Origin of the sequence: Brevibacillus reuszeri, assembly GCF_002897295.1 — a bacterium.
Classification (GTDB): Bacteria; Bacillota; Bacilli; order Brevibacillales; family Brevibacillaceae; genus Brevibacillus; species Brevibacillus reuszeri_A.
Window position 1 is genome coordinate 22,265 of the sequence record NZ_BEXF01000026.1, and the last position, 25,147, is coordinate 47,411.

The 25,147-nt window shown below is 49.1% G+C and carries 27 protein-coding genes; 26 read left to right on the forward strand and 1 reads right to left on the reverse strand.

Annotated elements, in window-relative coordinates:
- The first annotated feature begins 70 nt into the window (after nt 1-70).
- The 4 genes from C3B52_RS28450 to spoIIR all read left to right on the forward strand — a co-directional run bounded on the left by C3B52_RS28450 (nt 71) and on the right by spoIIR (nt 3,587).
- The gene (locus C3B52_RS28450; RefSeq protein ID WP_103109748.1) at nt 71-568 is read left to right on the forward strand and encodes a sporulation protein; all 498 of its coding nucleotides are present in this window, start codon (nt 71-73) and stop codon (nt 566-568) included.
- A 173-nt stretch (nt 569-741) separates the two neighbouring features.
- Nucleotides 742-1,818, forward strand: coding sequence for a peptide chain release factor 1 (gene prfA / locus C3B52_RS28455; RefSeq protein ID WP_103109749.1), 1,077 nt, complete (start codon nt 742-744; stop codon nt 1,816-1,818).
- Nucleotides 1,802-2,692: a peptide chain release factor N(5)-glutamine methyltransferase gene (prmC, locus tag C3B52_RS28460; RefSeq protein ID WP_103109750.1), complete on the forward strand. Its 891-nt coding sequence runs from the start codon at nt 1,802-1,804 to the stop codon at nt 2,690-2,692. The genes prfA and prmC overlap by 17 nt, the downstream gene beginning before the upstream one ends.
- A gap of 142 nt (nt 2,693-2,834) precedes the next feature.
- Complete coding sequence (spoIIR, locus tag C3B52_RS28465) at nt 2,835-3,587, forward strand: stage II sporulation protein R (protein ID WP_103109751.1); 753 nt, start codon at nt 2,835-2,837, stop codon at nt 3,585-3,587.
- A gap of 69 nt (nt 3,588-3,656) precedes the next feature.
- Here spoIIR and C3B52_RS28470 read toward each other — a convergent pair whose 3' ends face one another.
- A complete protein-coding gene (locus C3B52_RS28470; protein ID WP_103109752.1) occupies nt 3,657-4,451 on the reverse strand; it encodes a DUF3298 and DUF4163 domain-containing protein in 795 nt (264 codons plus the stop codon).
- 227 nt (nt 4,452-4,678) lie between these two features.
- Here C3B52_RS28470 and C3B52_RS28475 point away from each other — a divergent pair, with 227 nt between their 5' ends.
- From C3B52_RS28475 to C3B52_RS28580, 22 genes are all read left to right on the forward strand, one after another.
- A complete protein-coding gene (locus tag C3B52_RS28475; protein ID WP_103109753.1) occupies nt 4,679-5,770 on the forward strand; it encodes an L-threonylcarbamoyladenylate synthase in 1,092 nt (363 codons plus the stop codon).
- 57 nt (nt 5,771-5,827) lie between these two features.
- Complete coding sequence (locus tag C3B52_RS28480) at nt 5,828-6,388, forward strand: manganese efflux pump MntP (protein ID WP_103109754.1); 561 nt, start codon at nt 5,828-5,830, stop codon at nt 6,386-6,388.
- A gap of 48 nt (nt 6,389-6,436) precedes the next feature.
- Nucleotides 6,437-6,907, forward strand: a complete 471-nt coding sequence (locus tag C3B52_RS28485; protein ID WP_103109755.1) for a low molecular weight protein arginine phosphatase — start codon at nt 6,437-6,439, stop codon at nt 6,905-6,907.
- A gap of 140 nt (nt 6,908-7,047) precedes the next feature.
- Nucleotides 7,048-7,503 carry a ribose 5-phosphate isomerase B gene (rpiB, locus tag C3B52_RS28490; protein WP_103109756.1) on the forward strand — a complete coding sequence of 152 codons (456 nt, stop codon included), beginning with the start codon at nt 7,048-7,050 and terminating at the stop codon, nt 7,501-7,503.
- Nucleotides 7,504-8,073, forward strand: coding sequence for a TIGR01440 family protein (locus C3B52_RS28495; RefSeq protein WP_103109757.1), 570 nt, complete (start codon nt 7,504-7,506; stop codon nt 8,071-8,073). It abuts the gene before it with no gap.
- A 51-nt stretch (nt 8,074-8,124) separates the two neighbouring features.
- Nucleotides 8,125-9,375 carry a serine hydroxymethyltransferase gene (glyA, locus tag C3B52_RS28500; RefSeq protein WP_103109758.1) on the forward strand — a complete coding sequence of 417 codons (1,251 nt, stop codon included), beginning with the start codon at nt 8,125-8,127 and terminating at the stop codon, nt 9,373-9,375.
- A gap of 149 nt (nt 9,376-9,524) precedes the next feature.
- Nucleotides 9,525-10,154, forward strand: coding sequence for a uracil phosphoribosyltransferase (gene upp, locus C3B52_RS28505; protein WP_103109759.1), 630 nt, complete (start codon nt 9,525-9,527; stop codon nt 10,152-10,154).
- A gap of 18 nt (nt 10,155-10,172) precedes the next feature.
- Nucleotides 10,173-11,321 carry a non-hydrolyzing UDP-N-acetylglucosamine 2-epimerase gene (gene wecB / locus C3B52_RS28510; RefSeq protein ID WP_103109760.1) on the forward strand — a complete coding sequence of 383 codons (1,149 nt, stop codon included), beginning with the start codon at nt 10,173-10,175 and terminating at the stop codon, nt 11,319-11,321.
- Nucleotides 11,322-11,558: 237 nt separating this feature from the next.
- The gene (locus C3B52_RS28515; protein WP_103109761.1) at nt 11,559-14,723 is read left to right on the forward strand and encodes a phosphodiester glycosidase family protein; all 3,165 of its coding nucleotides are present in this window, start codon (nt 11,559-11,561) and stop codon (nt 14,721-14,723) included.
- 100 nt (nt 14,724-14,823) lie between these two features.
- A complete protein-coding gene (bioA, locus tag C3B52_RS28520) occupies nt 14,824-16,230 on the forward strand; it encodes an adenosylmethionine--8-amino-7-oxononanoate transaminase (protein WP_201264958.1) in 1,407 nt (468 codons plus the stop codon).
- Nucleotides 16,227-16,973 (forward strand): dethiobiotin synthase, encoded by a 747-nt coding sequence (gene bioD, locus C3B52_RS28525; RefSeq protein ID WP_103109762.1) that lies wholly within the window; start codon nt 16,227-16,229, stop codon nt 16,971-16,973. The genes bioA and bioD overlap by 4 nt, the downstream gene beginning before the upstream one ends.
- Nucleotides 16,970-17,965, forward strand: a complete 996-nt coding sequence (gene bioB / locus C3B52_RS28530; protein WP_103109763.1) for a biotin synthase BioB — start codon at nt 16,970-16,972, stop codon at nt 17,963-17,965. Before bioD ends, bioB begins: the two co-directional genes overlap by 4 nt.
- 15 nt (nt 17,966-17,980) lie before the next feature.
- Nucleotides 17,981-19,216: an 8-amino-7-oxononanoate synthase gene (gene bioF / locus C3B52_RS28535; RefSeq protein ID WP_103109764.1), complete on the forward strand. Its 1,236-nt coding sequence runs from the start codon at nt 17,981-17,983 to the stop codon at nt 19,214-19,216.
- Nucleotide 19,217: 1 nt separating this feature from the next.
- A complete protein-coding gene (locus C3B52_RS28540) occupies nt 19,218-19,961 on the forward strand; it encodes an alpha/beta fold hydrolase (RefSeq protein WP_103109765.1) in 744 nt (247 codons plus the stop codon).
- Nucleotides 19,930-20,748, forward strand: a complete 819-nt coding sequence (bioC, locus tag C3B52_RS28545; protein WP_103109766.1) for a malonyl-ACP O-methyltransferase BioC — start codon at nt 19,930-19,932, stop codon at nt 20,746-20,748. The genes C3B52_RS28540 and bioC overlap by 32 nt, the downstream gene beginning before the upstream one ends.
- Before the next feature lie 151 nt (nt 20,749-20,899).
- A complete protein-coding gene (locus C3B52_RS28550; RefSeq protein WP_103109767.1) occupies nt 20,900-22,090 on the forward strand; it encodes an acetyl-CoA C-acetyltransferase in 1,191 nt (396 codons plus the stop codon).
- Between the two features lie 137 nt (nt 22,091-22,227).
- Nucleotides 22,228-22,437, forward strand: coding sequence for an AtpZ/AtpI family protein (locus tag C3B52_RS28555; RefSeq protein WP_084766038.1), 210 nt, complete (start codon nt 22,228-22,230; stop codon nt 22,435-22,437).
- Nucleotides 22,438-22,448: 11 nt separating this feature from the next.
- Entirely contained in the window at nt 22,449-22,817 is a 369-nt protein-coding gene (locus C3B52_RS28560) for an ATP synthase subunit I (RefSeq protein ID WP_103109768.1), read from the forward strand.
- A 69-nt stretch (nt 22,818-22,886) separates the two neighbouring features.
- Nucleotides 22,887-23,702: a F0F1 ATP synthase subunit A gene (gene atpB, locus C3B52_RS28565; RefSeq protein WP_103109769.1), complete on the forward strand. Its 816-nt coding sequence runs from the start codon at nt 22,887-22,889 to the stop codon at nt 23,700-23,702.
- 56 nt (nt 23,703-23,758) lie between these two features.
- Nucleotides 23,759-23,980 carry a F0F1 ATP synthase subunit C gene (atpE, locus tag C3B52_RS28570; RefSeq protein ID WP_049740871.1) on the forward strand — a complete coding sequence of 74 codons (222 nt, stop codon included), beginning with the start codon at nt 23,759-23,761 and terminating at the stop codon, nt 23,978-23,980.
- Between the two features lie 111 nt (nt 23,981-24,091).
- Entirely contained in the window at nt 24,092-24,595 is a 504-nt protein-coding gene (gene atpF, locus C3B52_RS28575; RefSeq protein ID WP_103109770.1) for a F0F1 ATP synthase subunit B, read from the forward strand.
- Entirely contained in the window at nt 24,592-25,119 is a 528-nt protein-coding gene (locus C3B52_RS28580; RefSeq protein ID WP_103109771.1) for a F0F1 ATP synthase subunit delta, read from the forward strand. The genes atpF and C3B52_RS28580 overlap by 4 nt, the downstream gene beginning before the upstream one ends.
- Nucleotides 25,120-25,147 lie beyond the last annotated feature (28 nt).

Genomic DNA, 25,147 nt, shown 5'->3' on the forward strand with positions numbered 1-25,147 from the left:
CTCCGTTTTGGATGTGCATGAGCCCGTCATGGGATGCGCAGACTAAAGCAAAACAGGAGGTGGCTTTTTCATGCGTAAAACGTCGGTTTGGAAAAGCGGGCTGGCAGTTGTGGGCGTGCTTGTTCTTTCGTCTGTCCTGACTGCTGGGTGTGGTCGCAGCACGACCCAGGAGAAAAGCTATAATACACAAAGAGTAGAGGGGCAGCGTCCGGCTACGATAGCCGGAGAGAGTAGCGGAGATACACTACATCGCCCGGCACCACATACACAGGATCGAGACTCCTTGATGGGGCGCAATCAAAACCCGAATATGATCATCGGACAATCAAATGTACGGAATTCCCAAATCGATATGAACAACATGGAAATGATGGCTAAATCGGTTCCGGGTGTGGAGGGCGCTCGTATCACCTTAAACGGTGCAAATGCATATGTTACTCTTGATCTCGTGCACAACATTACTGCTGGGCAGGCGCGGACGGTTGAACAAGACGTCATTGCCGCCCTGAAGCAGAAAATACCACGGTATGATTTTCACGTAACCTCCAATGAAGGATTCCATCGTTAACCTTTTTGGCAAAAGGGAAGCGTGTAGAAAGGCTCGGGAATCCCGGGCCTGTTTTTGTATTTTGAAAAAGATTCCCAGTAAAATAATGCGCTTTGACTTATTTCTACTTTCCTCCTATAATTTATCTGTTATGATTGTTTTTTTAGTCATTCTTTGTTATGGGGTGAAATACAATGTTTACACGCTTATCTGCTGTTGAAGAGCGTTTTGAAGAGGTAACCAATCTCCTATGTGACCCCGACGTCATTAGTGATACAAAGCGCTTGCGCGAGCTGTCCAAAGAACAGTCATCGTTGGAAGAAACCGTAACAACATACCGTGAATATAAATCAGTTGTAAGTCAGATGGATGATGCAAAAGCCATGCAGGAAGAAAAGCTCGATGATGAAATGCGTGAAATGGTTAAGCTGGAAATCAGCGAACTGACTGCACGCAAGGAGCAATTGGAAGAGCGCTTGAAAATCCTGCTGCTTCCAAAAGACCCTAACGACGACAAAAACGTGATCGTGGAAGTGCGCGGTGCGGCAGGCGGTGAGGAAGCAGCCTTGTTTGCAGCTGTTCTTTTCCGTATGTATACACGTTTTGCTGAGCGTAACGGCTTTAAAATCGAGGTATTGGAGGCAAGTCCTACCGATATCGGCGGCTACAAGGAGATCGTTTTCTCCCTCAGCGGTCGCGGTGCTTACAGCAAAATGAAATTCGAGAGCGGTGCCCATCGTGTGCAGCGTATCCCGGCGACTGAATCTGGCGGACGTATTCATACGTCTACAGCAACTGTACTTGTTCTGCCAGAAGCGGAAGACGTGGAAGTGGAAGTACACGAAAAAGACATCCGCATCGACACCTTCTGTTCCAGTGGAGCGGGTGGACAAAGCGTTAACACCACCAAGTCGGCGGTGCGTGTTACGCATATTCCTACAGGTATCATGGTTTCCTGTCAGGATGAGAAGTCCCAGCACTCGAATAAAGACAAGGCGCTGCGCGTATTGCGTGCACGTCTGTATGACTTTTACATGCAGCAGCAAAATGCGGAAGCAGATGCTACGCGGAAAAGCCTGGTTGGTACTGGCGACCGTAGCGAGCGCATCCGTACGTACAATTATCCGCAAAGCCGTGTAACCGACCACCGCATCGGTTTGACACTGCACCGTCTGGAATCCGTTCTGGAAGGCGAGCTGGATGAAGTGATCGATAACCTCATCATGCATGAACAAACGGAGCTTTTGAAAAGCCATGCACACTCCGCTTGATTGGTCTGATGTCAAAACGATTCGAGAAGCCCAAATGCGGGCTTCTTCGTTTTTGCGGGAGCACGGGGCAAAAGACCCTTTATTCGAAGCGGAGCTGTTGATTCGGCATTGCCTGGACCTAGACCGTACGCGGTTTTTGATCTCACAGATGGAGCCTATTTCTCGCGATGTGATCGAGCGATTGGTTGCGCTTTGCCAGCGGCGTGCACAGTCTGAACCACTTCAGTACATGTTTGGTTCTCAGGAGTTTTATGGGCGTGTGTTCCATGTCCGTCCTGGTGTGCTGATTCCTCGTCCGGAGACAGAAATTTTAATCGAGCAGGTTATCAGACTGGCAGACGAGCTATGGCAAGCAGATGAAAAGCTATCAGTCGCCGATATCGGTACCGGCAGTGGAGCGATTTGTATTACCATTGCTAGCGAGCGTGCGCACTGGAATGTAACAACGGTGGACCTGTCACCGGAAGCGACAGCCATTGCGAAGGAAAATGCAGAAAGACTAGGCGCTACTGTCCGCTTTTTACAGGGGGATTTAGTAGAGCCACTCCTGCAGGCTGGTGAACAAGTTGATATTTTGGTTTCCAATCCGCCGTATATTCCGAGTCGTGATGTGGATGAGCTGGACGAGGAAGTGCGCGTTCACGAGCCGCGGATGGCTTTGGATGGGGGCGCGGACGGACTTGTTTTTTATCGGCGCTTGTGTGAGGCATTGCCACGGATACTGAGGCCGAAAGCAATCGTTGCTTTTGAGGTAGGGATTCACCAGGCAAGAGATGTAGCAGATTTGATGACAGGCTCAGGTGTTATTGAAGCCGTGAGCATCGTCAATGATTTGGCTGGAATTGAGCGGGTTGTTATCGGCGTAAGACGGTAGAGGCGTAGTCCTCTCGCCGTCTTTTTGCTGAAATTGCGCGAATATTCGTTAGTCGACGTTTGAATCTCGAAGCTTCTGTCCATACTGATCCTAAGAAGAGAAAAGAGACTCGGAAGATCAGTAGAGAGGGAGACGGAAGGATATGAAACGGACGCTACTTTTAGGATTTACGTTGATCGTGCTTATGATGAGCTGGGAGGGACAGCTTACTTCGGCTAATGTTTTGGATAATGGGCCGATCCCTCAGGAATCAATTCGGTTGCGCATCATTGCCAATAGTGATTCGGTTCAGGATCAATGGTTGAAGCGTGAAGTACGGGATGCACTCATTGCTCAGATGGAAACTTGGGCTGACGATATCAAGTCTTTTGAGGAAGCGCAGGAGGTCGTTGAGGCTAATTTGCCAGTATTGCAGGAAGTGGTAGACAAAACGATACGTGAACGTGGTTTTTCCTATACAGCTGTGGTAGATTTCGGCCAAGTGCCTTTTCCGACTAAATTGTACGGCTCTTATGTGTACCCTGCTGGAAATTATGAGGCACTGCGTGTACAAATCGGGGAAGCTAAAGGACAAAACTGGTGGTGCGTATTATTCCCGCCACTCTGCTTTATCGATATGTCCAACGGCGATGCAGTTGCCGCAGCAGCGGAAGTGAGCAAGGAGCAGACGGAAGGAGCAGACAGCTTGTCAGTGGGAAATGCTATTTCGCAGACCACCTCCTCGATCAGCTCGATGGACAGCTCGCTTTCAGAATTGCAGCAGTGGCGCCAAGCTCGTTTGGAGCCAGAGCAACAGCAAACAAGCATTTCCATGGAGAAGGTAGAGCCTGCACCTGCTCCTGAAGTACAGGTCAGATTTTATCTGTGGGAAAAGCTGGAGAGCTGGTTCTCGTAAGATATAGAAAAAGCAAACGACACCGAGCAAATGTCAGGTGTCGTTTGTGCGTAGGCGTATAGAAGCTTTTTACTTTAGCAGTGCTGCAATTTCCGGTTTCAAGAGATTTTGGAAGCGATGAGCGGGAATGGTAAAGGAAGGCATTCCAGCAGCATACGGCGCAATTTCGTATTGACTGAAATGGATGACCAGATTTCCTTTTTCAAACGAGAAGGATTGGTTGTCAGCAATGCTTTCAAACGAGTAGACTTCAAATCCTTCCTTTGCGTTCACTTCCTTAATTTGTTGCTTAATCAATTGATTTAAAATCGTGCGGTAGTTGTAGCCAGGCTGAAACAAATCACCTAAAGTCAGCTGCTTTGCTTTTGGCTGATTGGCAATGGTGTAGTAGGTTACATCCGTCATCCCATGTGCCCCGCCAGTATAAACATAGGTTTGAACTGAAAACGAAACGAGCTTGCCGGTGGATTGGACTTCATAGGAAATATCGAGGGCATATGGTCGCAAATCATAGCCGTATTTCTTAGCATCTGCGGCATTTTCCTTTGCTCCCTGCTGGGTTTCTGCTATCGCGTCTTGGGCTTGTTTGAGCAGAGCAGCATTCAATTGTGCCTGGAATGCTTTATCTTCGAGACCGCTGATGACAGGAACATTTACTTTGATGGCATGTTCTTTCGTCTCTGACAAAATGGTCTTAGGAGTGATGACAACTCCTTGTGCCTGTGGTTTTTGCACTTGGACAGCAGGAGCAACTGGTTTAGCGGGAGAAGTAGCAGCAGGGGCAGCAAGTGCTGGAACTGCTACAGCTGTGAGTAGGACAGCAGTTCCGAGTAAGCTTGTAGCAGCGGATTTAAAGGATGACATATCGATTCACAATCCTTTCATGAGGACAGGTAGATTTTTTTTCTAAGCTCATCTTACTACAGAGCTCAGAAAAAATAAGTTAAAAACAGGTAACAATCATGTTTTCCACGTACATGGGATAAAGTTATTCACAAGTTACCCACAGGCTGTTGAAAACTTTTACCTGCGCAACTATACTAAAGGCACTCAATTATTATGAAACGAGCTAGAGAAAGGATATTTTCACGATGGAAACAAATCAAATGACAAAAGTCTGGTCTGTGGATAACGATGTGGAAAATACTGTGGAAAAACTCCGGAGTTGTACACAGATTGTGGATGCCGCCAGTCTTCTGCGCGCTGGAGAAGTCGTAGCCTTTCCTACTGAGACGGTCTATGGATTGGGAGCGAATGCATTATCCGACGAAGCTGTGGAAAAAATATTTCTAGCAAAAGGCAGACCGAGCGACAATCCGCTAATTGTTCATATAGGTGCGAGTGAGCAGCTGGCTACAGTAGCTGGGGAGATTCCGACAAAAGGCAAGCAGCTCATGGATGCTTTTTGGCCAGGGCCTTTAACGATTATCCTGCCAAAAACAGATCGGGTAGCATCCTTGGTGACGGCTGGTCTGGAGTCTGTCGGTGTACGCATGCCGGATCATCCGGTGGCACTTGCTATTATTGAGGAAGCTGGCGTGCCGATTGCAGCCCCCAGTGCCAATCGTTCTGGACGTCCAAGCCCTACGACCGCTGCCCATGTGCTCACTGATTTGGAAGGTAGAGTAGCAGGCGTTCTGGACGGAGGGGCTACAGGTGTGGGAGTGGAATCAACAGTGATCGATGTAACTGTCGACCCACCAATCATTTTGCGGCCAGGTGGAATTACCCGTGAGCAGATGGAAGCGGTAATCGGAACGGTTGCGTTGGACCCGTCCTTTCAGGTGGGGGCAGTAGAAACCCCTCGTGCTCCTGGGATGAAATATACTCATTATGCTCCTGAAGGTGAGCTGTGGCTGGTAACGGGAGAAGCTGATCACGTGCGGAAAAAAATGACCGAAATGCTCCGCGATGCCAAACAGCATGGTCAAAAAACGGGTGTACTCGCTACGGAAGAATCGCTCTCTTATTGGGAGCAGCAGCCGGAAGCTGATGTCGTCCTCTCGGTTGGCTCTCACGCTGATTTGGAAGAGGTAGCGCAGCAGCTGTATGCTGTATTGCGTGATTTTGATGATCATCAGGTTCAATTCATTGTGGGAGAAACCTTCTCACGGGATGGACTGGGCATGGCTGTAATGAATCGGCTAGAGAAGGCCGCAGGCGGTCGAATTCTATCCGTATAAAGCGTCTAAACTCCTCCTTGTCCGCATAAGGTGAAGAGACAAGGAGGGGGAGGCGGATTGGATCAGGTCTTGTTTCAATGGGGGCAATTTTTGACCTTGCTCATGATTGCCTTTGCCTTAAGTATGGATGCCTTTTCACTCGGGATCGGCGTAGGCATGGTAGGAATCCGCTTGAGGGAAATTTTGAAGGTGAGTATTACAATCGGGCTTTTCCACGTGGCTATGCCTGTAATTGGGATTTTTGTCGGTGCTTATTTATCCGATTTGGTCGGGGATATAGCCGTTTTTATTGGCGGTGGGGTCCTGATGGCCATCGGCATGCATATGCTATGGAACGGTTTTATCCATGGAGATCAGCGCAGTGTCTTAAAAACTAAAGGATTCGGGCTGTTGCTCTTTGCATTCAGCGTCAGTCTGGATGCTCTTACCGTTGGGTTCTCATTTGGCTTAATCGAAGTAAACAGGGTTTTGGCGATCGCTCTTTTTGGTATTATGGGAGGAGCTATGTCATACTTTGGCCTATTGCTCGGAAAAAGCGTGGGAGGATGGCTGGGGGATTACAGCGAACTAGTAGGTGGGCTTATTTTGTTTTGTTTTGGGTTAAAATTTATCTTATAGGCGACATAACGACTGCACAAAGCTGCTGGACACAAGGAGGGGCGTTTCGTGAAGCGCATATTGTTTGTTTGCACGGGGAATACGTGTCGCAGCCCGATGGCAGAGGCGATGTTTCGTGCAAAAACGGCAGGCCGTGGCTATGAAGTACGCTCGGCTGGAGTAGCGGCTTTTCCAGGACAAGAGGCTTCCTTGCACGCCAAGCAGGTATTGGATGAACGAGGAATCGAGCACGCACATACATCAAGCCGACTAGATGAGGGGCTAATTGAATGGTCGGATGTCATATTAACGATGACGAACAGTCACAAGCACGCGATACAAACCTTTTTTCCTTTGGCGCTGCCCAAGGTGTATACGCTTAGAGAGTTCGTTGGTGTAGAAGGGATAACCGATATTGCCGATCCGTTCGGGGGCGCACTTGAAGATTATCGGCTGTGTGCAGAGGAAATTGAGGAATCGTTGGACAGGCTGTTTGCGATGCTGCAACACCCGCGTTTTCGTGAATTTGGAGCTGAATGAGGTGCTGGCAGAGAGTCAGGACCTTGTTTTATGTCGATAGCACGAACATTGTTTTGGTTTGAAGTAAAAAATGTTCACTTTTTACTTGGCGCATTTTGATGTATAATGATTGAGATTATAAAACGAGCGAGGGATGACAGATGAAAGTGGCGATTGCTGCTGATCACGGTGGATATAAGCTAAAGGAAGAGATCAAGACGCTTCTGACTTCCATGAACATCCAAACGGAAGATTTCGGTTGTACTTGTGAGGAATCGGTAGACTATCCCGATTATGCTTTGCCAGTAGCTGAAAAAGTGGCGGCGGGCGAGTTTGATCGTGGGATTTTGGTTTGTGGGACAGGCATCGGCATGTCGATTGCTGCCAACAAGGTCCCTGGTATCCGCTGTGCCTTGGTACACGACACGTTCTCTGCACGAGCAACCCGTGAGCATAACAATACAAATGTACTGGCTATGGGTGAGCGTGTCATTGGTCCTGGACTTGCACTCGATATCGTGAAAATTTGGTTGGAAACAGAATTTCAGGGTGGACGCCATGAACGCCGTGTAGACAAGATCACCCAGATTGAAGAGAAGCACGCGGGAGGGAAGTAAGTGGATCTGTCCGCCATCGAAAATCAAGTGCATGAGATAGTCGCAGAAGTGGCTCGTCTTGCCAACATGAAGACAGGACAAATCATGGTGATCGGATGCAGTACCAGCGAGGTTCTCGGAAATCATATTGGCAAAGCAGGCAGCAAGGACGTAGCGGCCGCGATTTATCGAGGGATTCGTACTGCGCAGGAGCCGCTTGGTTTTGCTGTTGCATTTCAATGTTGTGAACATTTGAACAGAGCGCTGGTGCTCGAGCGTGAAGTAATGGAGCGCAACGGACTAGAAGAGGTTTCGGTTGTTCCGGTTCCTACAGCAGGTGGTTCCATGGCAGCTCATGCCTTTTTACAGATGATGGACCCCGTGGTAGTCGAGCATATCCAGGCTCATGCCGGAATTGACATCGGCGATACTTTTATCGGCATGCATTTGAAGCATGTCGCGGTACCTGTTCGCCCGACGCTGCGCAGCGTGGGAGAAGCCCATGTTACAGCCGCTTCTACAAGACCCAAGCTGATTGGTGGCGCCCGAGCGGTATACGAAGTTACACCCCCTACTGATAGCTGTACCTAAAAAGGGCTTTCAAAGCAGTCCAAGCCCATATTCAAGGAGGAGAGATAAATCATGCTAGAATTTTTGCGTAAACAGGACCCACAAGTATTAGAAGGCATTCAACTGGAACTCGGAAGACAGCGCGACAAGATTGAGCTGATTGCATCTGAAAACTTCGTTAGCCGTGCCGTTATGGAAGCAATGGGCACTGTACTGACTAATAAATACGCAGAAGGCTATCCAGGCCGTCGTTACTATGGCGGATGTGAATACGTAGACATCGTTGAGAACATCGCTCGCGATCGTGTAAAAGAGCTGTTTGGCGCTGAGCATGCAAACGTACAGCCACACTCTGGCGCACAAGCGAACATGGCTGTTTACTTCACCATTCTGCAGCCAGGCGATACTGTACTCGGGATGAACCTGTCCCATGGTGGTCACTTGACTCACGGAAGCCCTGTTAACTTCTCCGGTACCTTGTACAATTTCGTAGAGTACGGAGTAGATCAAGAAACTCATTTGATCAACTATGATGATGTTCGTGCCAAAGCTTTGGAGCACAAGCCTAAGCTGATCGTTGCAGGTGCGAGTGCATACCCACGTGCGATCGATTTTGCCAAGTTCCGTGAAATTGCTGATGAAGTAGGCGCTTATTTCATGGTAGATATGGCGCACATTGCTGGTCTGGTAGCAGCAGGCGTGCATCAAAATCCAGTTCCACATGCGCATTTCGTTACTTCCACTACTCATAAAACACTGCGTGGTCCACGTGGCGGTTTGATCCTGTGCAAGGAAGAGTTTGCAAAAGCAATCGACAAATCCGTATTCCCTGGCGTACAGGGTGGACCATTGATGCACGTAATCGCGGCAAAAGCGGTTTCCTTCGGTGAAGCACTGCAAGCAGACTTCAAAGATTATGCGAATAATATCGTAAAAAATGCACGTGCGTTTGCAGAAGCTCTCAAAGCAGAAGGCTTGACTCTCGTATCTGATGGAACCGACAACCACCTCGTACTGGTTGATGTAAGCAAAATCGGTTTGACTGGTAAAGTAGCCGAGCATCTTCTGGATGAAGTAAGCATCACGACAAACAAAAATACCATTCCTTACGATACACAAAGCCCGTTTGTAACAAGCGGTGTTCGTATGGGTACCCCAGCTGTGACTAGCCGTGGCTTTGACGACGAGGCGATGAAAGAAGTAGCAGCGATCATCGCACTCACTTTGAAAAATCCAGAAGACGCAGCGAAACACGAAGAAGCACGTCAACGTGTGGCAGCTTTGTGCCAACGCTACCCAATGTACGAAGGCTTGAATATCTAATAGACGCTACTATAGCAGGCCCCATGGAGTTTTTTCATGCGGGCCTGTCTTTTTGTACAACAAAAGAATGAAGATTGGGCAAATTGACGTCGGCACACTCCTTCGCTATTATGAAAAAGATGCATTGATAGGGAAACGGAGGAGCTTAAATGAGCCGTGTATATGTGTTTGACCATCCACTAATTCAGCATAAAGTTACGTTTATCCGTGACAAGAATACGGGAACCAAGGAATTTCGTGAGCTGGTGGACGAGGTAACTACGCTGATGGGCTATGAAATCACGCGTGAAATGCCGCTCGAGGAAACGACAATCGAGACGCCAGTAGCTACTTGTAAATCGAATGTAATTGCTGGTAAAAAAGTAGGTCTGGTACCGATTCTGCGTGCAGGTCTTGGTATGGTAGACGGTCTGATGAAGCTGATTCCAGCTGCAAAGGTAGGACACGTAGGTCTTTATCGTGATCCAGAGACATTGAAGCCAGTGGAATACTACGTCAAGCTGCCTTCCGATGTCGCTGAACGCGAGCTGATCGTAACAGATCCAATGCTGGCAACGGGTGGATCTGCTGTTGCTGCGCTTACTGCATTGAAAAATCGCGGTGCGAAAAACCTGAAGCTGATGTGTCTCATTGCTGCTCCAGAAGGAATCAAAATGGTGCAGGATGAGCATCCGGATGTGGATATTTACGTAGCCGCTATAGATGAATACTTAAATGACCATGGATACATCGTGCCTGGTTTGGGGGATGCGGGAGACCGCTTGTACGGCACGAAGTAGTTGGAGAGGGAAAAACCGATGAAAACATGTAAAGTAATGACGGTATTCGGCACACGCCCGGAAGCGATCAAGATGGCTCCACTGGTGCACGAGCTAAACAAGCACAGCGAAGAGATCGAATCTATCGTTTGCGTGACCGCCCAGCATCGCCAAATGCTCGATCAGGTGCTGGAGATTTTTGAAATCAAGCCGGACATTGACTTGAACATTATGAAGGAAAGACAAACACTCGTTGGTCTGACTAGCCGTGCGCTAGAAAGTCTGGATGCAGTAATGAAGGAAGTGAAGCCGGACATCGTGTTGGTTCACGGTGATACGTCTACGACCTTTGTTGCCAGTCTGGCTGCTTTTTACAACCAGGTGGCAATCGGTCACGTGGAAGCTGGCTTGCGTACGTGGGACAAGTACTCGCCGTTCCCGGAAGAAATGAATCGTCAATTGACTGGTGTCATGGCAGACCTGCATTTTTCACCAACAGAAAGCTCTGCAGACAATCTGCGCCGTGAAGCCAAGCCAGAGGAGCGCATCTACATTACTGGTAATACAGCGATTGATGCGCTGAAAACAACTGTGCGTGAAAATTACACGCATCCAGTGCTGGACCGTGTAGGTGACCATAAGCTGGTGCTGATGACTGCTCACCGTCGCGAGAACCTGGGTGAGCCGATGCGCCAAATTTTCCGAGCGGTTAGAAGACTCGTGGACGAGCATCCGGAAATCGCGGTTGTTTATCCTGTTCATTTGAATCCGGCTGTGCAGGAAGTAGCACAAGAGCTGCTTGGTGGTCATGACCGCATCCAGTTGATTGATCCTTTGGATGCGACTGATTTCCACAACTTTGCACGTCGTGCTCATCTAATTCTGACTGACTCTGGCGGAGTACAAGAAGAAGCTCCTTCTCTTGGTGTGCCAGTGCTGGTGCTACGTGATACCACAGAGCGTCCGGAAGGTATCGCAGCTGGGACCTTGAAGCTGGCAGGTACGGATGAAGCAGAGGTGTACGCGATGGCAAAGGAACTGCTGACTAACCAGGAAGCTTACAATGCCATGGCACATGCAGCCAATCCTTACGGCGATGGGGAAGCGTCCAGACGAATTGTCGAAGCGATCTTGCATCATTTCGGAATGCGTGCTGAGCGTCCAGAACCTTTTCGGACAGGTCAATAATCAACCATAATAATATGGCTCTAAATAAGCGTCATCAAGCTGTGAGAACCCATCCGGTTTATTCAAGTAACCGGGAGGGTTTTCTTTTTTTGCCAGTTGTTATATAGTTGGTATGTTTTTCTAATTATGAATATAGCGATTACGCGAAACTATCACCCACTATGATGCGTCTATATTTTAGTTGTACCCATACATAACTTACAGACACAAGATTGGAAAATGGAGAGGAGTCACAATATGAGAGCGCGAAAAATAGTGACGCTGCTCACGGCTACGACAATGGCCTGGGGAGCTTTTGTTCCGTTTGCGCCGCTTGCGACGAATGTTGCACAGGCTAGAGCGGAAAGCAGCGCATTGCAAATGGTGTGGCAGACCCCGATTGGAGAGGGAACCACTTTACTCAAATACACGAAATCTTTTGCGGATAAGCCCATTACCGTAATGGTAACCAAGGTGGATCTGAACAATCAGTATGTAGAAGTGAAGCCTGTATACGGGACGGCAGGCAAGCTGACTGACCGACAAACCGTAACCCAAATGGCGCGGGAAACGGGTGCAGTAGCTGCGATCAATGCTGACTTTTTCAATATGTCCAAACGCGGTGCGCCGTTCGGTATTGTAGTGAAGGACGAGCAGACGATTTCTTCGATGGGTTTGATCTCGTACTGGTACAGCTTGGGACTGAAGGGCGACAAGACAGCCTTTATTGACAAGTTCGGCTTTGGCGGAAAGGTGACAACAGGTAGCGGTGCGACTTATCCGCTGCAGGGTGTGAACAAGGAAGAATACAATCCGAGTGACGGCCGAAAAAGTCACCAAAACCAGCTGAATCTGTATACACCTGCTTTTGGTAAGACAAGCCTTGGAGCTATTACAGGCTACAAGGATGTTGTAGAGGTAGTTGTGGTTGACCATGTTGTCAAAGAAGTGCGCATGAACCAGCCGGGGGCACCTATCCCTTATAACGGATTCGTTCTGTGGGGGCATGGCGAAGCCGCTGCTTTTCTCAAGCAAAACCTCCCTGTTGGTGCCAGCGCAGTGGCTGAATACCAGACGACACCTCAAAACATTGGTTTGACACAGGCGGTTGGCGGGAACGTGCTGCTGGTGGACCAGGGAAAAGCATTGACCTCTTTCCAGGCAGATAAATCGATTACTTCATTAACAGCGCGTACAGCTGTCGGGGTTTCCGGGGACGGCAAAACGCTCTACATGGTTACGATTGATGGAAGCAATGGGGTTTACCTCGACGAGCTGGCAAAAATTATGGCGGAGCTGGGCTCGTATCGCGCAGTCAACTTTGATGGCGGTGGCTCCACGACGATGGCAACCAGATCACTGGGAGATACATATGCCACTTTGTCCAACAAACCAAGTGGCGGGTCAGAACGACGCGTTCCTACGGGGCTTGCCGTTTACAACACAGCACCGCCAGGAGAATTAAGAGGATTCCAAATTGATGTTCCATCCGATGTGCTGATCGGTCAAAGCATTCCGCTGACAGCTTCCAAAGGGTATGACACGCATTACCAGCCGTACGCGATTAATGCCTCCAACGTCACTTGGGATGCCAGTCAGTCTGAGGCGGGGACTGTAAACGGACAGCATTTTACACCTGCCCGCTCGGGTCAAATTACACTGACAGCAAGACTCGGAAATGTGTCGCAAAATAAAGAGATTCATGTGATTTCTGGAAATGATGTCCAGCAGATCGTCGTATCGCCAAATCCTCTGACGATCGCACCGGGACAAGCCTTGAATCTTGATGTGAAAATCAAGACAAAGAAAGGCTCAGTCGTACAAGCAACGCCTTTGAGCGTACAGACTAGCATCAATTCTGACATCGCTACGATAAACGACAAGCTCCAGCTGGTAGCAGGAAACGTACCTGGCAATGCAACCTTGACGATCACTTATGATGGTGTGTCTACCAACGTACCAATCGCGGTTGGACAGTTTGAAGAGCCATGGCTCACTTTTGACAACCTGACGGGCATGTACCATGCAGGAAATCCTACGAGCATCAGCTCCAGTGGTTCCTTTACGACCGTTACCGATCAAGTATTCAGAACGAAGAAAGCAGCCAAGCTGGTGTACAACTTCTCAGGAGCACCAAGCAGCGGCATGCGTTTTGCGTATGGCATCCTAGGCCCGGGTCCAGTTGCGATTCCAGGTAAGCCTTTAGGATTAGGCTTATGGGTGAATGGCGACAACAGTGGACATTGGCTAAGAGCTGAAGCAATCGATGCAAACGGCAAGAGCGTGTACGTCGATCTGGCAAAAGAAATCGACTGGACAGGCTGGAAGCAGGTCAAAGGATACTTCCCAAGCGGCGTCGCATATCCATTGCAATTGAAGAGTGTGTACGTCGTTGACCAGCCGAATGATGGAATCACGCAAGATAAAGGAACGCTGTATTTCGATGAATTCTCGCTGCTCTTGCCAAACCAGACAGGTCAGCCAAGCGATACAGCAGTTGTCCCTGAGCTTCCTGGAAGCATCTCATTGGGTAAAGAGCTGGATCTGAACTACTCCATGGTCAATGCAGCAGCATTCCTGGAGAGCGCAACAGTGGAGATTGATTCGATTGTGACGCAGTCACTCCCTGGCTATGTACCAGCTGATTACTCCTTTACGATCAAGCCAGGCGATCTGAAGGCTGGTCAAGAGGACCAAATTTCAACATCGCCACTGCACTTGACACTTGCACCGAAGCAATGGATTGCAGGCAAAGGAATTGGGCTGCTGTTCGTAAATGAAGCCAATCAAACACTTGATCCGCTTCTGGGCACTGTCAACGCACAGGGTCAGTGGTCATATGAAGTGAACAGCTATGGCAAATACGTACCGTACTATTTGGACAACGCGGGTACAGGAGCTTCTCCATTTGTCGATATCGAGAACCACCCTGCTAAAGCAGAAATCAGCTACATGGCGGAAAAAGGGTACGTAAAAGGACTGACCGAAACGACCTTTGGCCCCAACGCTTCTTTGACCAGAGCACAGTTTGTGACCTTGCTGGCTCGGACGTTTGAATGGGATCTCCCCGCTACTCCTAAACTAAACTTCAAGGACAAGGTGCCTGCTTATGCGCAAGGAGCTGTACAGGTTGCCGTCTCCAAGGGTCTGGTAAAAGGGTATGCAGATAAAACCTTCCGTCCGGATCAAACCGTGACTCGTGCGGAAGCAGCCGTTATTCTGGACCGTCTTTTGAATAAAAAAGGAGCGGCCAAGACCGTTTCAGATAAGGGGACGTGGCCATCCTGGGCATCTGCGTCCATTACCAACATGGTCGGTCTTGGGTTGATTGATCCGGTAAATGGGAAATATCAGCCGAACAGTGCAACAAGTCGTGCTGTATGCGTTGTGGCGCTGTACCGGATTTTGCATCAAACGAAATAAAGAGCGATATGAAAAAGACCAAGCTACCTGTAAAAAGGAGCTTGGTCTTTTTGCGTTCTGGAAGAAAAACTCTTTACGAAAATGAGTTAACCATTTTAAAATGTTAGTTAACAAATATTTGTTAACTAAAGAGGTGATTTGGTTGTCATATTCGTATAGTGAGCTTGCTGCCAAAAACAAGCAGTACCTCTGGCATCCTTTTACGCAAATGAAGGATTACGTAGCAGAGGAGCCGCTGATTATTACCAGAGGAGAGGGCATCAAGCTCATTGATGTGAACGGACGTGCGTATTATGACGGGTTTTCTTCCGTGTGGCTCAATGTCCATGGTCACAATGTTCCAGAGCTCAACGAAGCCATTATCGAACAACTAGGTCAGGTAGCGCATTCTACACTGCTGGGCATGGCTAATGTACCGTCGATTCTTTTGGCAGAACAGCTGGTGCGCATTGCTCCGCCAGGCTTAACCAAAGTATTTTATTCGGACAATGGAGCGACTGCGGTAGAAATCGCTTTGAAAATGGCGTTTCAGTATTGGCAAAATCGCGGAATAGCAGGTAAGCATTCTTTCATTACGATGAACAATGCCTACCATGGCGATACGATCGGGGCAACCAGCGTAGGAGCGATTCCGCTTTATCATCAGGTGTACAAGCCGCTGCTTTTTTCGCCTCATGTTATTCCGTATCCATATCCGTACAGAGATGGTGGGAAGAGTGCAGCAGTGGAAAACACGCTGGAGCGTTTGGAGAGGCTCTTATCCGAGAGAGGACATGAGATAGCGGCGATGATTGTCGAGCCAGTCGTGCAGGGAGCAGGTGGCATGATTATCATGCCAGATGGCTGCTTGAAGAAAATTGCTGAGCTCCTGCAAGCCTATGATGTGCTGCTAATCGCGGACGAAGTAGCAACAGGCTTTGGGCGGACAGGAAAAATGTTTGCCTGCGAGCACGATGAGGTAGTGCCCGACATTATGGCGGTTGCCAAAGGGATTACTGGAGGCTATTTGCCTGTTGCCGCCACATTGGTCAAAGAGAAAATTTACGACGCGTTTTACGCTGACTATGAAGAGCAAAAAACGTTTTTTCACGGACATTCGTTTACGGGCAATCCCTTGGGGTGTGCTGTAGCGCTGGCAAATTTGCGCCTGATGGAGGAGCGGGGACTGATTGCGGAGGTAGCAGCGAAAGCAGACGTTCTGCAGGGCATGCTCGCGCCGCTTGGAGACCAGCCTCATGTCGGTGAGATTCGCAGTAAAGGCTTAATGGCCGGGATTGAGCTTGTTCGCGATAAACAGACCAAGGAGCCTTATTTATGGAAGGAGCGAATCGGGGTGCGAGTTTGCCAGCTGGCTAGAGAAAAGGGGCTTTTGACACGTCCATTGGGGAATGTGATTGTCTTGATTCCGCCGCTAGCGTCTACCAACGAGGAACTCAGTGAAATGGTCCAAATCCTCTCTGAATCCATTTGGGAGGTAACCACCCAGAAAGCGGTGGAACAGCTATGAACAAGCATGAATTCTCCGGGCTGTTTCTATCGGGGACAGATACGGGTGTAGGCAAAACAATGGTCACTGCTGGAATCGCCGCTGCTTTGCGAGACGACGGAGAGGACATCGGCGTATGGAAGCCTGTTCAGTCAGGGGCATTGGCAAATGACCCGGATAGTGATGCTTATCGCTTGAAGCAGCTGAGTGGCGTAGAGGACTCTTGCACCGAAATTGCACCGCTCGTTTTTCCTGCACCTTTGACACCGCTGCTTGCAGCAGAAGCAGCCGGCAAAAGCTTGACCATGGATGAGGTAGTAGACGCGGGGCGATTGTTACAGAAGCGTCATTCGGCATTGCTGGTCGAAGGGGCTGGGGGTCTGGCTGTTCCGTTAACCCGTACGGAGATGATGGCGCATCTGGCGGCTCGCTTGAGACTGCCTCTGCTGTTGGTGGCGCGGGCTGGGCTGGGGACGATCAACCATACCCTTTTATCTATCTGGTACGCTCGTGAGCTTGGTATAGAGGTAGCAGGAGTCATTTTGAATGAAACTAGCCCGGAGGTAAGCGCGGATGAGAGCGTGAAGACGAACGCCCGTATGATTGAGCGCTATGGTCAGGTGCCGGTTTGGGGAACATTTCCGTGGATCGAAAAAAACCTCCACCAGCAGAAGCTTGTTTCCCTTGTTCGGGAGCGGATTGATCTTGAGGAGATTCGTAGTTGTATCAGAAGCCAAAAGAAAACGGGAGAGATGAGCAGATGACACAAACGATCGGCATAGAGTGGACGGATTACGCAAGCAAGGCTATACAAAAGGCAGAATTGACGCAGGAAGAGGCATTGCAAGTGTTGCAGGCAGAAGATGATGAGCTGCTTTCTTTGATGAACGCTGCATTCCTCGTCAGAAAGCACTTTTTTGGGAAAAAAGTAAAGCTAAACATGATTCTCAATGCAAAAAGCGGGCTCTGCCCAGAAGATTGCGGATACTGCTCTCAATCGATTGTTTCGACAGCGCCTGTTGCCAAATACACGATGCTCGATAAAGAAACGCTACTGGCAGGTGCACGAGAAGCAATGAATCGAAGGGCAGGTACATATTGCATTGTAGCCTCAGGGCGTGGACCTACCGAAAAGGAACTGAGCCAAGTAGAGGAAGCTGTAAAGGAAATTCGCGCCACGATGCCACTCAAAATTTGCGCCTGTTTAGGTATTCTCAGCGATGATCAGGCGACTCGCTTAAAAGAGGCGGGAGTCCATCGCTACAACCACAATTTGAATACAAGCCGCAAGCATTACGAGGACATCACTACGACCCATACGTATGATCAGCGGGTAGATACCGTAGATACTGCCAAGCGGGCCGGCTTGTCTCCTTGCTCAGGGGTCATTATCGGCATGGGCGAAAGCGATGAGGAGATTGTGGAAATGGCATTTGCCTTGCGTGCGCTCGATGCCGATTCGATTCCGGTCAACTTTTTAAATGCGATTCCCGGAACCCCATTAGAGAATATGGGCCGTACACCAGCACAAAAAGCTTTGCGTGTTCTCGCCCTGTTCCGATTCGTTTGCCCGGATAAAGAAATTCGTGTCGCTGGAGGACGGGAGATCAATCTGAGAAGCTTGCAGCCATTGTCCCTGTATGCCGCTAATTCGCTATTCGTAGGGGATTATTTGACGACCCCGGGACAAGAAATCACAACCGACCATCAAATGATTGAAGACCTCGGCTTTGAAATCGAGCTGTGTGCGCTGTAGGCGGGAGAGAGCGTAATGGACAAGCGATATCCATGGCTGGAAGAAGAATGGCGGCAGATGGAGCAAGAAGCAACGACCAGGAGCTTACAGGCTGTAGAGCCTAGTGGTGAAGACCAAGGAACCTGGATTTGTGTGGAGGGGCGTAGGCTACTGAATCTATCCTCCAACAACTATCTTGGGCTGGCACATGATCGGCGTATCGTGGACGCCGGAGCAAGAGCAGCGCATAAATGGGGGGCAGGCGGCACTGCCTCCCGACTGGTCAATGGGAACTACGCCCTGTATAAGGAGCTGGAGAAAGAGCTGGCTGTCTGGAAGCAACGGGAGGGCGCACTGGTGTTTGCGAATGGCTACCAGGCTAATACAGGAGTGATCTCGTCGTTAGTCGGTCGAGGTGACATCGTATTTAGCGATCGCTGGAATCACGCCAGTATCGTGGACGGAATTATTCTCAGCCGTGCAAAGCATGTTCGCTACCGACACAATGATCTGGAGCATTTGGAGGAGCTGCTATCCCGTCACGAGCATGCCGGGCGAAAATGGATCATTACGGACAGCATCTTTTCCATGGATGGCGATACAGCACACATCACAGAGCTGGTGGTGCTAAAAAAACGCTTTGGGGCCATGCTGATCGTGGATGAGGCACATGGAGGCGGAGTGCGTGGAGATGAGGGACAGGGGCTTTGTCATGAAATGGGTGTTGCTGAAAAGGTAGATGTGCTGATCGGAACCTTCAGCAAGGCATTTGGTGTCTATGGCGCATATGCTTGCGCCGATCAGGTGGTCATTCGCTATTTGACCTCCAAAGCGCGTTCTCTCATCTATTCAACCGCGCTGCCTCCTGCTGTTATCGGTTCTGTCTTAGAGGCGTTGTCGCTTGTCCAGACGGAGACGTGGAGACGGGACACAGTCAAGAAGAATGCCGTTTTGTTTCGGCAAATGCTGCGTTCACGCGGTTTTTTGGTTGGAGACGGAGATACTCCGATCATTCCACTGATGCTGGGAGCCAACGAGCTGACTTTGCAATACAGCAAGCTGCTTTGCGAACAAGGTATTTCAGCAGTTGCAATCCGCCCGCCCACAGTCCCAGCTGGCAGTGCGCGCATACGTTTTACAGTGATGGCAACGCACACTCATGCCGAGCTGGAATGGGCAGCGGACCAGCTTGCAGCCATACATGGCGAACTGATGCAATCAGAATTAGCTAGCTTTGCCCCAAGCTGTATTGTGCAAACAAAGGAGGGGTGATATGGAGAGGACTATATTATGGCTGCCCGGATGGGGTATGTCAGAGCAGTGCTGGAGTGCGATTCGTGCCCGGCTTCCTTTGTGTCGTCACATCGCCCCTAATTATTCTCGGGTGGAGGGTCCGGATCATTTTTATGAAGCGGTCGAAAAAGCTGTTAGCGGTGTAGATGTTCGTTCTCTGCTTGTAGTTGGCTGGTCTATGGGAGGGATGCTGGCTATGCGCCTTACTTCAGCGTATCCGGTAGCTGGACTCGTCCTGATTGGAAGCACCGCTCGCTTTGTCCGCGCAAGAGCCGAACGGGAAAAAGGCTGGAGCGAGGCCTTGCTACTGCGTATGAAGCATTTGTTGCCACTGGATCGTAAGCGGGTCATGACGGATTTCGTGGAACGGATGCTGACAGAAAAAGACCGGGAGTTAGCAGCTGGTTTGCCCATACATATTTTATCCGGTTCAGACTGGAGTCTACAGGCGTTAGTAGCTGGACTTGGGTATTTGTGCGCAGAGGATTGTCGACCGCTGCTTTCCTCTCTGGCATGTCCTACGCTCGTGATTCATGGGACAGAGGACGTCATTTGTCCGCTGGCAGCAGGGGAAGAGCTTGCTGCGCTCATACCAGGTGCTTCATTATTGCCGATAGTCGGTTGTGGTCATGCTCCACCTGTTAGCTACCCAGACGTGATTGGCGAAGCGATAAAAAGGATGGTGGGAATGGATGGGGAGCTCAGTCGTCAGCAGCCGTTTTAGTGCAAAGGCAGAATCCTATGAAAAGTACGCCTTGGTGCAAAAACAGATGGCCGCAGGCTTGCTTGCGATGATAAAGGAATCGACTCGCCAAAGCAGCAGGATCAGGCATATTCTTGAAATTGGCTGTGGAACAGGTGGCTTGACACATTTGGCACGCGAGCATTTTCATGAGGCAAGCTATGAGGCGCTGGATGTGGCGCCGGGTATGCTGCAAAAAGCTCAGGAGAAAATGGACCAGCTTCAACTATCATGCACATTTATTCAAGGGGATGCCGAAGAGTGGGTATGGAATCAGCCGGAAAAGTCCAAAGACCTGATTCTGTCCGGTGCATGCTTTCAATGGTTTGTGCAGCCGGAGTGTACACTAAGTGGGCTTTATCGATTGCTGCGACCAGACGGGTCTCTCTTTTTTTCGACGTTTGGAACGGATACCTTTTGTGAGCTGCACGATTCGTTCACACGAGCACATGCCAGTTTGGGAGAGGAGAGCGTACGACACGGGTTATCCCTCTTGGATGCAGGTCAATGGATTCAGATGCTAGAAAATGTCGGCTATGAGGATATTCAGGCAACGAGCCAAAAGGTTATCCTGACATATCCATCGGTACGAGACTTTCTCTATTCGGTCAAAGCGATCGGTGCCAATACAAGTCGCGATCAGGCGGCTGGCTTGGGGCGCAGGAAGCTGATGCTAAAGATGATAGAAAACTATGAGCAGCAATACAGAAGTGAGCAAGGCATACCTGTAACGTATGAAATCATATACGTGCACGGGAAGCGCGGCTAGTAGGAGGAAATAAACATTCTCCTCGCATGAGAGTGTGACGATTTGTATTTTACAGATAAGTTTCCAAAAGAAAGCGATTTCTTGCAGGAATTTGTAAAAAAAGAGGGAATCATATGAAGGTTGACTATCCTGTTCGTAAGGGGTGTAAATGATGAGTCATAAAGAGATCGTTATTGTGAGTGCCGTGCGCACTGCGATAGGAAGCTTTCAAGGGACACTAGCAGGTGTCAGTGCCACCAAGCTGGGGGCAGTCGTGCTGGAGGCAGCGCTTGAGCGTGCAGGCGTATCCAAGGATTCGGTAGATGAAGTGATCATGGGAAATGTTCTCTCTGCAGGTCTCGGTCAAAATCCTGCTCGTCAGGCTTCGATTCAAGCAGGTCTTGCGAATGAAGTGCCTTCCTTGACGATTAACAAGGTTTGCGGATCCGGTCTCAAAGCTGTTCATCTGGCTGTTCAGGCAATTGTAAGCGGAGATGCCGACGTGGTACTCGCTGGAGGCATGGAAAGCATGAGCCAGGCACCTTATTTGATGGAGGGAGCGCGCTCCGGATATCGCATGGGCGATCAAAAAGTCGTAGATTCGATGATTCGGGATGGCTTGTGGTGTGCGTTCAATGATTATCACATGGGAATCACTGCAGAGAACCTGTGCACAAAATACGAGATCGGACGCGAAGAGCAGGATGAGTTTGCCGCTTGGAGCCAAGAAAAAGCACAGCAAGCAATCGCTTCTGGACGCTTTGCAGATGAGATTGTACCTGTAGCGATCCCGCAACGAAAAGGCGATCCTTTACTTTTCTCCGTAGATGAATTCCCTCGTGCAGGTGTGACAGCTGAGATGCTAGGCAAGCTGAAGCCGGCATTTAAAAAGGATGGAACAGTAACAGCAGGTAACGCATCAGGTATCAACGATGGCGCAGCTGCTCTATTAATCATGTCTCGTGAAAAAGCAGATGAGCTGGGTGTCAAGCCTCTCGCACGTATTGTTGCCAATGCAAGCGCTGGTGTCGATCCTAGCATTATGGGGTACGGCCCTGTTCCTGCGACACAAAAAGTCATGGAGAAAGCCGGACTGTCATTATCCGACATGGATTTGATCGAAGCGAATGAAGCATTTGCCGTCCAGTCCCTTTCTGTTGGAAAAGCACTTGAAATCGATCGGGAAAAGCTGAACGTTAATGGTGGAGCTATCGCTTTAGGTCATCCAATTGGTGCAAGTGGGGCAAGAATTTTGGTTACACTTGTCCACGAATTACAAAAACGAGACGGGGTAAAATATGGGTTAGCAACGCTGTGTATTGGCGGTGGTCAAGGCGTTGCAACCATCATTGAAAAAATATAAAGTTTCAATTGTGAACGCTTTGTGTACAGACGAAGCCGAACATTGACAAAGGGAATAATTCTTCGTTAATATGGATGAGGGCAAAGGGGTACTTGACACCAGCCCTCTCCTTATGTATGAAAGGAGAATGTTGCTCTGTGTCGAAAATTGATAATCCTTGGCGGGCTATCACGTTAGTTACCCTTATTGGTGTCGACATGGCCGTTTGTGTCATCGGCGGGGTTCTTCTAGGGAAATACCTGGATGGCTTCTTTGCTACCAACCCTCTGTTTCTGATGGTTGGATTGCTCGCAGGATTAGGTATTGGCGTGTACAGCGTCTACCGCATTGTTCGCGGTTACCTCTAGGGAGATGGGACATGCAAACGTTTTCTTCGGCTATGCGAGCCACTTTTCGCTATGCCTTTTTCTGTATGGCAATCGCTACGATACTGTGGGCGGTATTGCCATCATATCGCTTTTTTCTGCAAAGCCTCCTGCTTGGGATGGCTGGAAGTCTCGTGAATGGAACAGTCCTCTTTAGTAAAACTTGGCGCATCGGTCAGATGGCTGTCGACCCAAGTGTTCGACCTAAAGGGACTGGCATGCTACAACGCCTTGTTGTTGCAGGATTTGCCGTCTTCTTGACCATGCGTTTTCCCCACTTGTTTGGTCTCGCTGGAGTGCTGATTGGTTTGTTCCTCTTTCAGATTCTCAGTTTCCTTTTTGTGTATCGCTCCTTTAAATAGATAGTAGGGATTCTTTCTTTATGATGTAGCTTATGAAACATACTCGCGCGGAAGAAAGGGGTGAAATACATGCATTATTCTCTGCGATTTGAATGGTTGGGCATGGTATTCGACATCTCCACTATTCTCATGATTTTGGTAACCTCTCTGGTGGTACTCTTTATGTGTATCGGTATGAGCCGCAATCTGACCTCCGCTACTCCAAGCGGCGCGCAAAACGTGATGGAATGGATTGTTGACTTTGTAACTGGTATCACAAAAAGCTATATCTCACCAAAGAAGGCTGCGGGTTTTGTGTCCTTAGCACTCACTTTGTTCCTGTATATTTTCCTTGGCAACCAGTTGGGACTTGTTTTTAACGTAAATACGTCTCACCACAATGGTGATGGTCATGAAGTTAGCCAACCGGTCAAAGACATGTTGACAGCTTCCACGAGTGAAGATATGAAGAAGCAAAAGATGGCTAAGCTGGAGGAAGAGTTGACTTCTAGCGATCCGCACTCTCACGGTGTAGTCATTGGCTGGTGGAAATCGCCAACCGCAACTCCGAGCGTAACCTTCGCTCTGGCGTTCATCGTTCTTCTGTACGCACACTATTTGGGAATCAAGAAGAGCTTTGGCGGATGGTTGAAACATACATTCCTGAACCCGATTCACATCTTGGAGGAGTTCATCATTAAGCCGCTGACGCTTCCTTTGCGTCTATTCGGTAACATCTTTGCAGGTGAGGTTTTGATCTCATTCCTGCTCAGTGTAGGAATCTTCGGTAGCATTCCGTTGTTCGTATGGCTGGGCTACTCCGTGTTCGTCGGTTCTGTACAGGCGTTCATTTTCACAACGCTGGCGATGGTTTACCTGTCACAGCAAGTGAACGAAGATCATTAATCAGCTATTTCCGTATTTCATTCTCGGTTTTACAACACTAAGGAGGTTTTTAAACAATGGAAGGTTTGGCATTAGCAATTGGTATCGTATTTGGTCTGGCTGCTCTTGGTGCAGCGATCGGTAACTCTTTGGTAATTTCTCGTACAATTGAAGGCGTAGCTCGTCAACCAGAAGCACGTGGTAACCTGATGGGTCTCATGTTCCTGGGTCTTGGTCTGGTAGAGGCAGTTCCGATTATCGCTGTTGCGATCGGTTTCATCCTTTACGGTCGTCTGTAAGCGAGCAACTAGTAACACATAGGCGGGCGCTTGTTACCCGCCTCTATTTTTGGAATATAAGGTTTAAACCTTGAAGATACATCTTTCTTTTCGCAGGAAGGAGTGAAACGAATGTTAGACTTTGGTGCTGTCTCCCTGGAATGGGGAACGCTCTTAACCCAAGCAATTGTATTCTTGTTGTTGCTCTTGCTAGTTCGTAAATTAGCTATGGGCCCAATCGTGGGTATCATGGAAAAGCGTCGTCAGCATATTGAAAGCCAAATCTCCTCGGCTGAACGCAATCGCACTGAGGCAGAAGCACTGCTGGCTGAACAACGCCGCGTGCTGGATGAAGCTCGTGCTGAATCCAAAGCAATCATTGACCGTGCTGCAAAGCAAGCGTCTGATGAAGCAAGCAAAATCGTAGCTGAAGCACAAGCTGCATCCGAGCGTATGAAAGCGGACGCAAGTGCTGAATTGGCTCGTGAAGTAGAAAAAGCAAAACTCGAACTGCGTGAGCAAATGACTGGTCTTTCCGTACTCTTGGCTTCCAAGATTATCGAAAAAGAACTGGACGAAGCTGCTCAAAAGTCTACTGTTGATAAATTTCTCGCACAAGTGGGAGATCGCCTATGAGTAGCGCAGTAGGGAAACGCTATGCTCGCGCTCTCTTTGAAGTAGCGAGCGAGCGTGGAAAGATTGATCAGGTAGAAGCTGACCTTGGTGCGATTGTGGAGGCTGTTGAAGGAAACGAAGATCTGAAAAAGATCATGCAGCACCCGCACATTGCAGCAGATGCGAAAAGCAAGCTGGCTGACGAACTGTTCAAAAGCCACGTAGGTGAAGAGAGCTTCAACTTCTTGAACGTCCTGATTGAAAATGGACGCGAGGTTCAGCTGTCTGATATCTACAGCTCTTTCGTTCAATTGGCAAACGATGCACGTGGCTTCGCAGATGCGACAGTTACAAGTGCAAAACCGCTTTCTGCTGAAGAACAAGCGGAGCTTGCTGAGAAGTTCGGTCAAACACTGAACAAAAAGCTGCGTCTAACAGCGATCGTAGATCCTACGATTCTCGGCGGCATTATTATCAAGATTGGCGACCGTCTCTATGATGGCAGCCTGAAAACGAAGTTGGAAACCTTTGCGCATCACGCGTAAAGTTCGATGGCTCTTTAAGAAGTTGGAT

Coding starts and splice junctions, on each gene's coding strand:
- C3B52_RS28450 (WP_103109748.1), top strand. CDS start 71: ATGCGTAAAACGTCGGTTTGGAAAAGCGGGCTGGCAGTTGTGGGCGTG.
- prfA (WP_103109749.1), top strand. CDS start 742: ATGTTTACACGCTTATCTGCTGTTGAAGAGCGTTTTGAAGAGGTAACC.
- prmC (WP_103109750.1), top strand. CDS start 1,802: ATGCACACTCCGCTTGATTGGTCTGATGTCAAAACGATTCGAGAAGCC.
- spoIIR (WP_103109751.1), top strand. CDS start 2,835: ATGAAACGGACGCTACTTTTAGGATTTACGTTGATCGTGCTTATGATG.
- C3B52_RS28470 (WP_103109752.1), bottom strand. CDS start 4,451: ATGTCATCCTTTAAATCCGCTGCTACAAGCTTACTCGGAACTGCTGTC.
- C3B52_RS28475 (WP_103109753.1), top strand. CDS start 4,679: ATGGAAACAAATCAAATGACAAAAGTCTGGTCTGTGGATAACGATGTG.
- rpiB (WP_103109756.1), top strand. CDS start 7,048: ATGAAAGTGGCGATTGCTGCTGATCACGGTGGATATAAGCTAAAGGAA.
- glyA (WP_103109758.1), top strand. CDS start 8,125: ATGCTAGAATTTTTGCGTAAACAGGACCCACAAGTATTAGAAGGCATT.
- upp (WP_103109759.1), top strand. CDS start 9,525: ATGAGCCGTGTATATGTGTTTGACCATCCACTAATTCAGCATAAAGTT.
- wecB (WP_103109760.1), top strand. CDS start 10,173: ATGAAAACATGTAAAGTAATGACGGTATTCGGCACACGCCCGGAAGCG.
- C3B52_RS28515 (WP_103109761.1), top strand. CDS start 11,559: ATGAGAGCGCGAAAAATAGTGACGCTGCTCACGGCTACGACAATGGCC.
- bioA (WP_201264958.1), top strand. CDS start 14,824: ATGTTAGTTAACAAATATTTGTTAACTAAAGAGGTGATTTGGTTGTCA.
- bioD (WP_103109762.1), top strand. CDS start 16,227: ATGAACAAGCATGAATTCTCCGGGCTGTTTCTATCGGGGACAGATACG.
- bioB (WP_103109763.1), top strand. CDS start 16,970: ATGACACAAACGATCGGCATAGAGTGGACGGATTACGCAAGCAAGGCT.
- bioF (WP_103109764.1), top strand. CDS start 17,981: ATGGACAAGCGATATCCATGGCTGGAAGAAGAATGGCGGCAGATGGAG.
- C3B52_RS28540 (WP_103109765.1), top strand. CDS start 19,218: ATGGAGAGGACTATATTATGGCTGCCCGGATGGGGTATGTCAGAGCAG.
- bioC (WP_103109766.1), top strand. CDS start 19,930: ATGGGGAGCTCAGTCGTCAGCAGCCGTTTTAGTGCAAAGGCAGAATCC.
- C3B52_RS28550 (WP_103109767.1), top strand. CDS start 20,900: ATGAGTCATAAAGAGATCGTTATTGTGAGTGCCGTGCGCACTGCGATA.
- C3B52_RS28560 (WP_103109768.1), top strand. CDS start 22,449: ATGCAAACGTTTTCTTCGGCTATGCGAGCCACTTTTCGCTATGCCTTT.
- atpB (WP_103109769.1), top strand. CDS start 22,887: ATGCATTATTCTCTGCGATTTGAATGGTTGGGCATGGTATTCGACATC.
- atpE (WP_049740871.1), top strand. CDS start 23,759: ATGGAAGGTTTGGCATTAGCAATTGGTATCGTATTTGGTCTGGCTGCT.
- atpF (WP_103109770.1), top strand. CDS start 24,092: ATGTTAGACTTTGGTGCTGTCTCCCTGGAATGGGGAACGCTCTTAACC.
- C3B52_RS28580 (WP_103109771.1), top strand. CDS start 24,592: ATGAGTAGCGCAGTAGGGAAACGCTATGCTCGCGCTCTCTTTGAAGTA.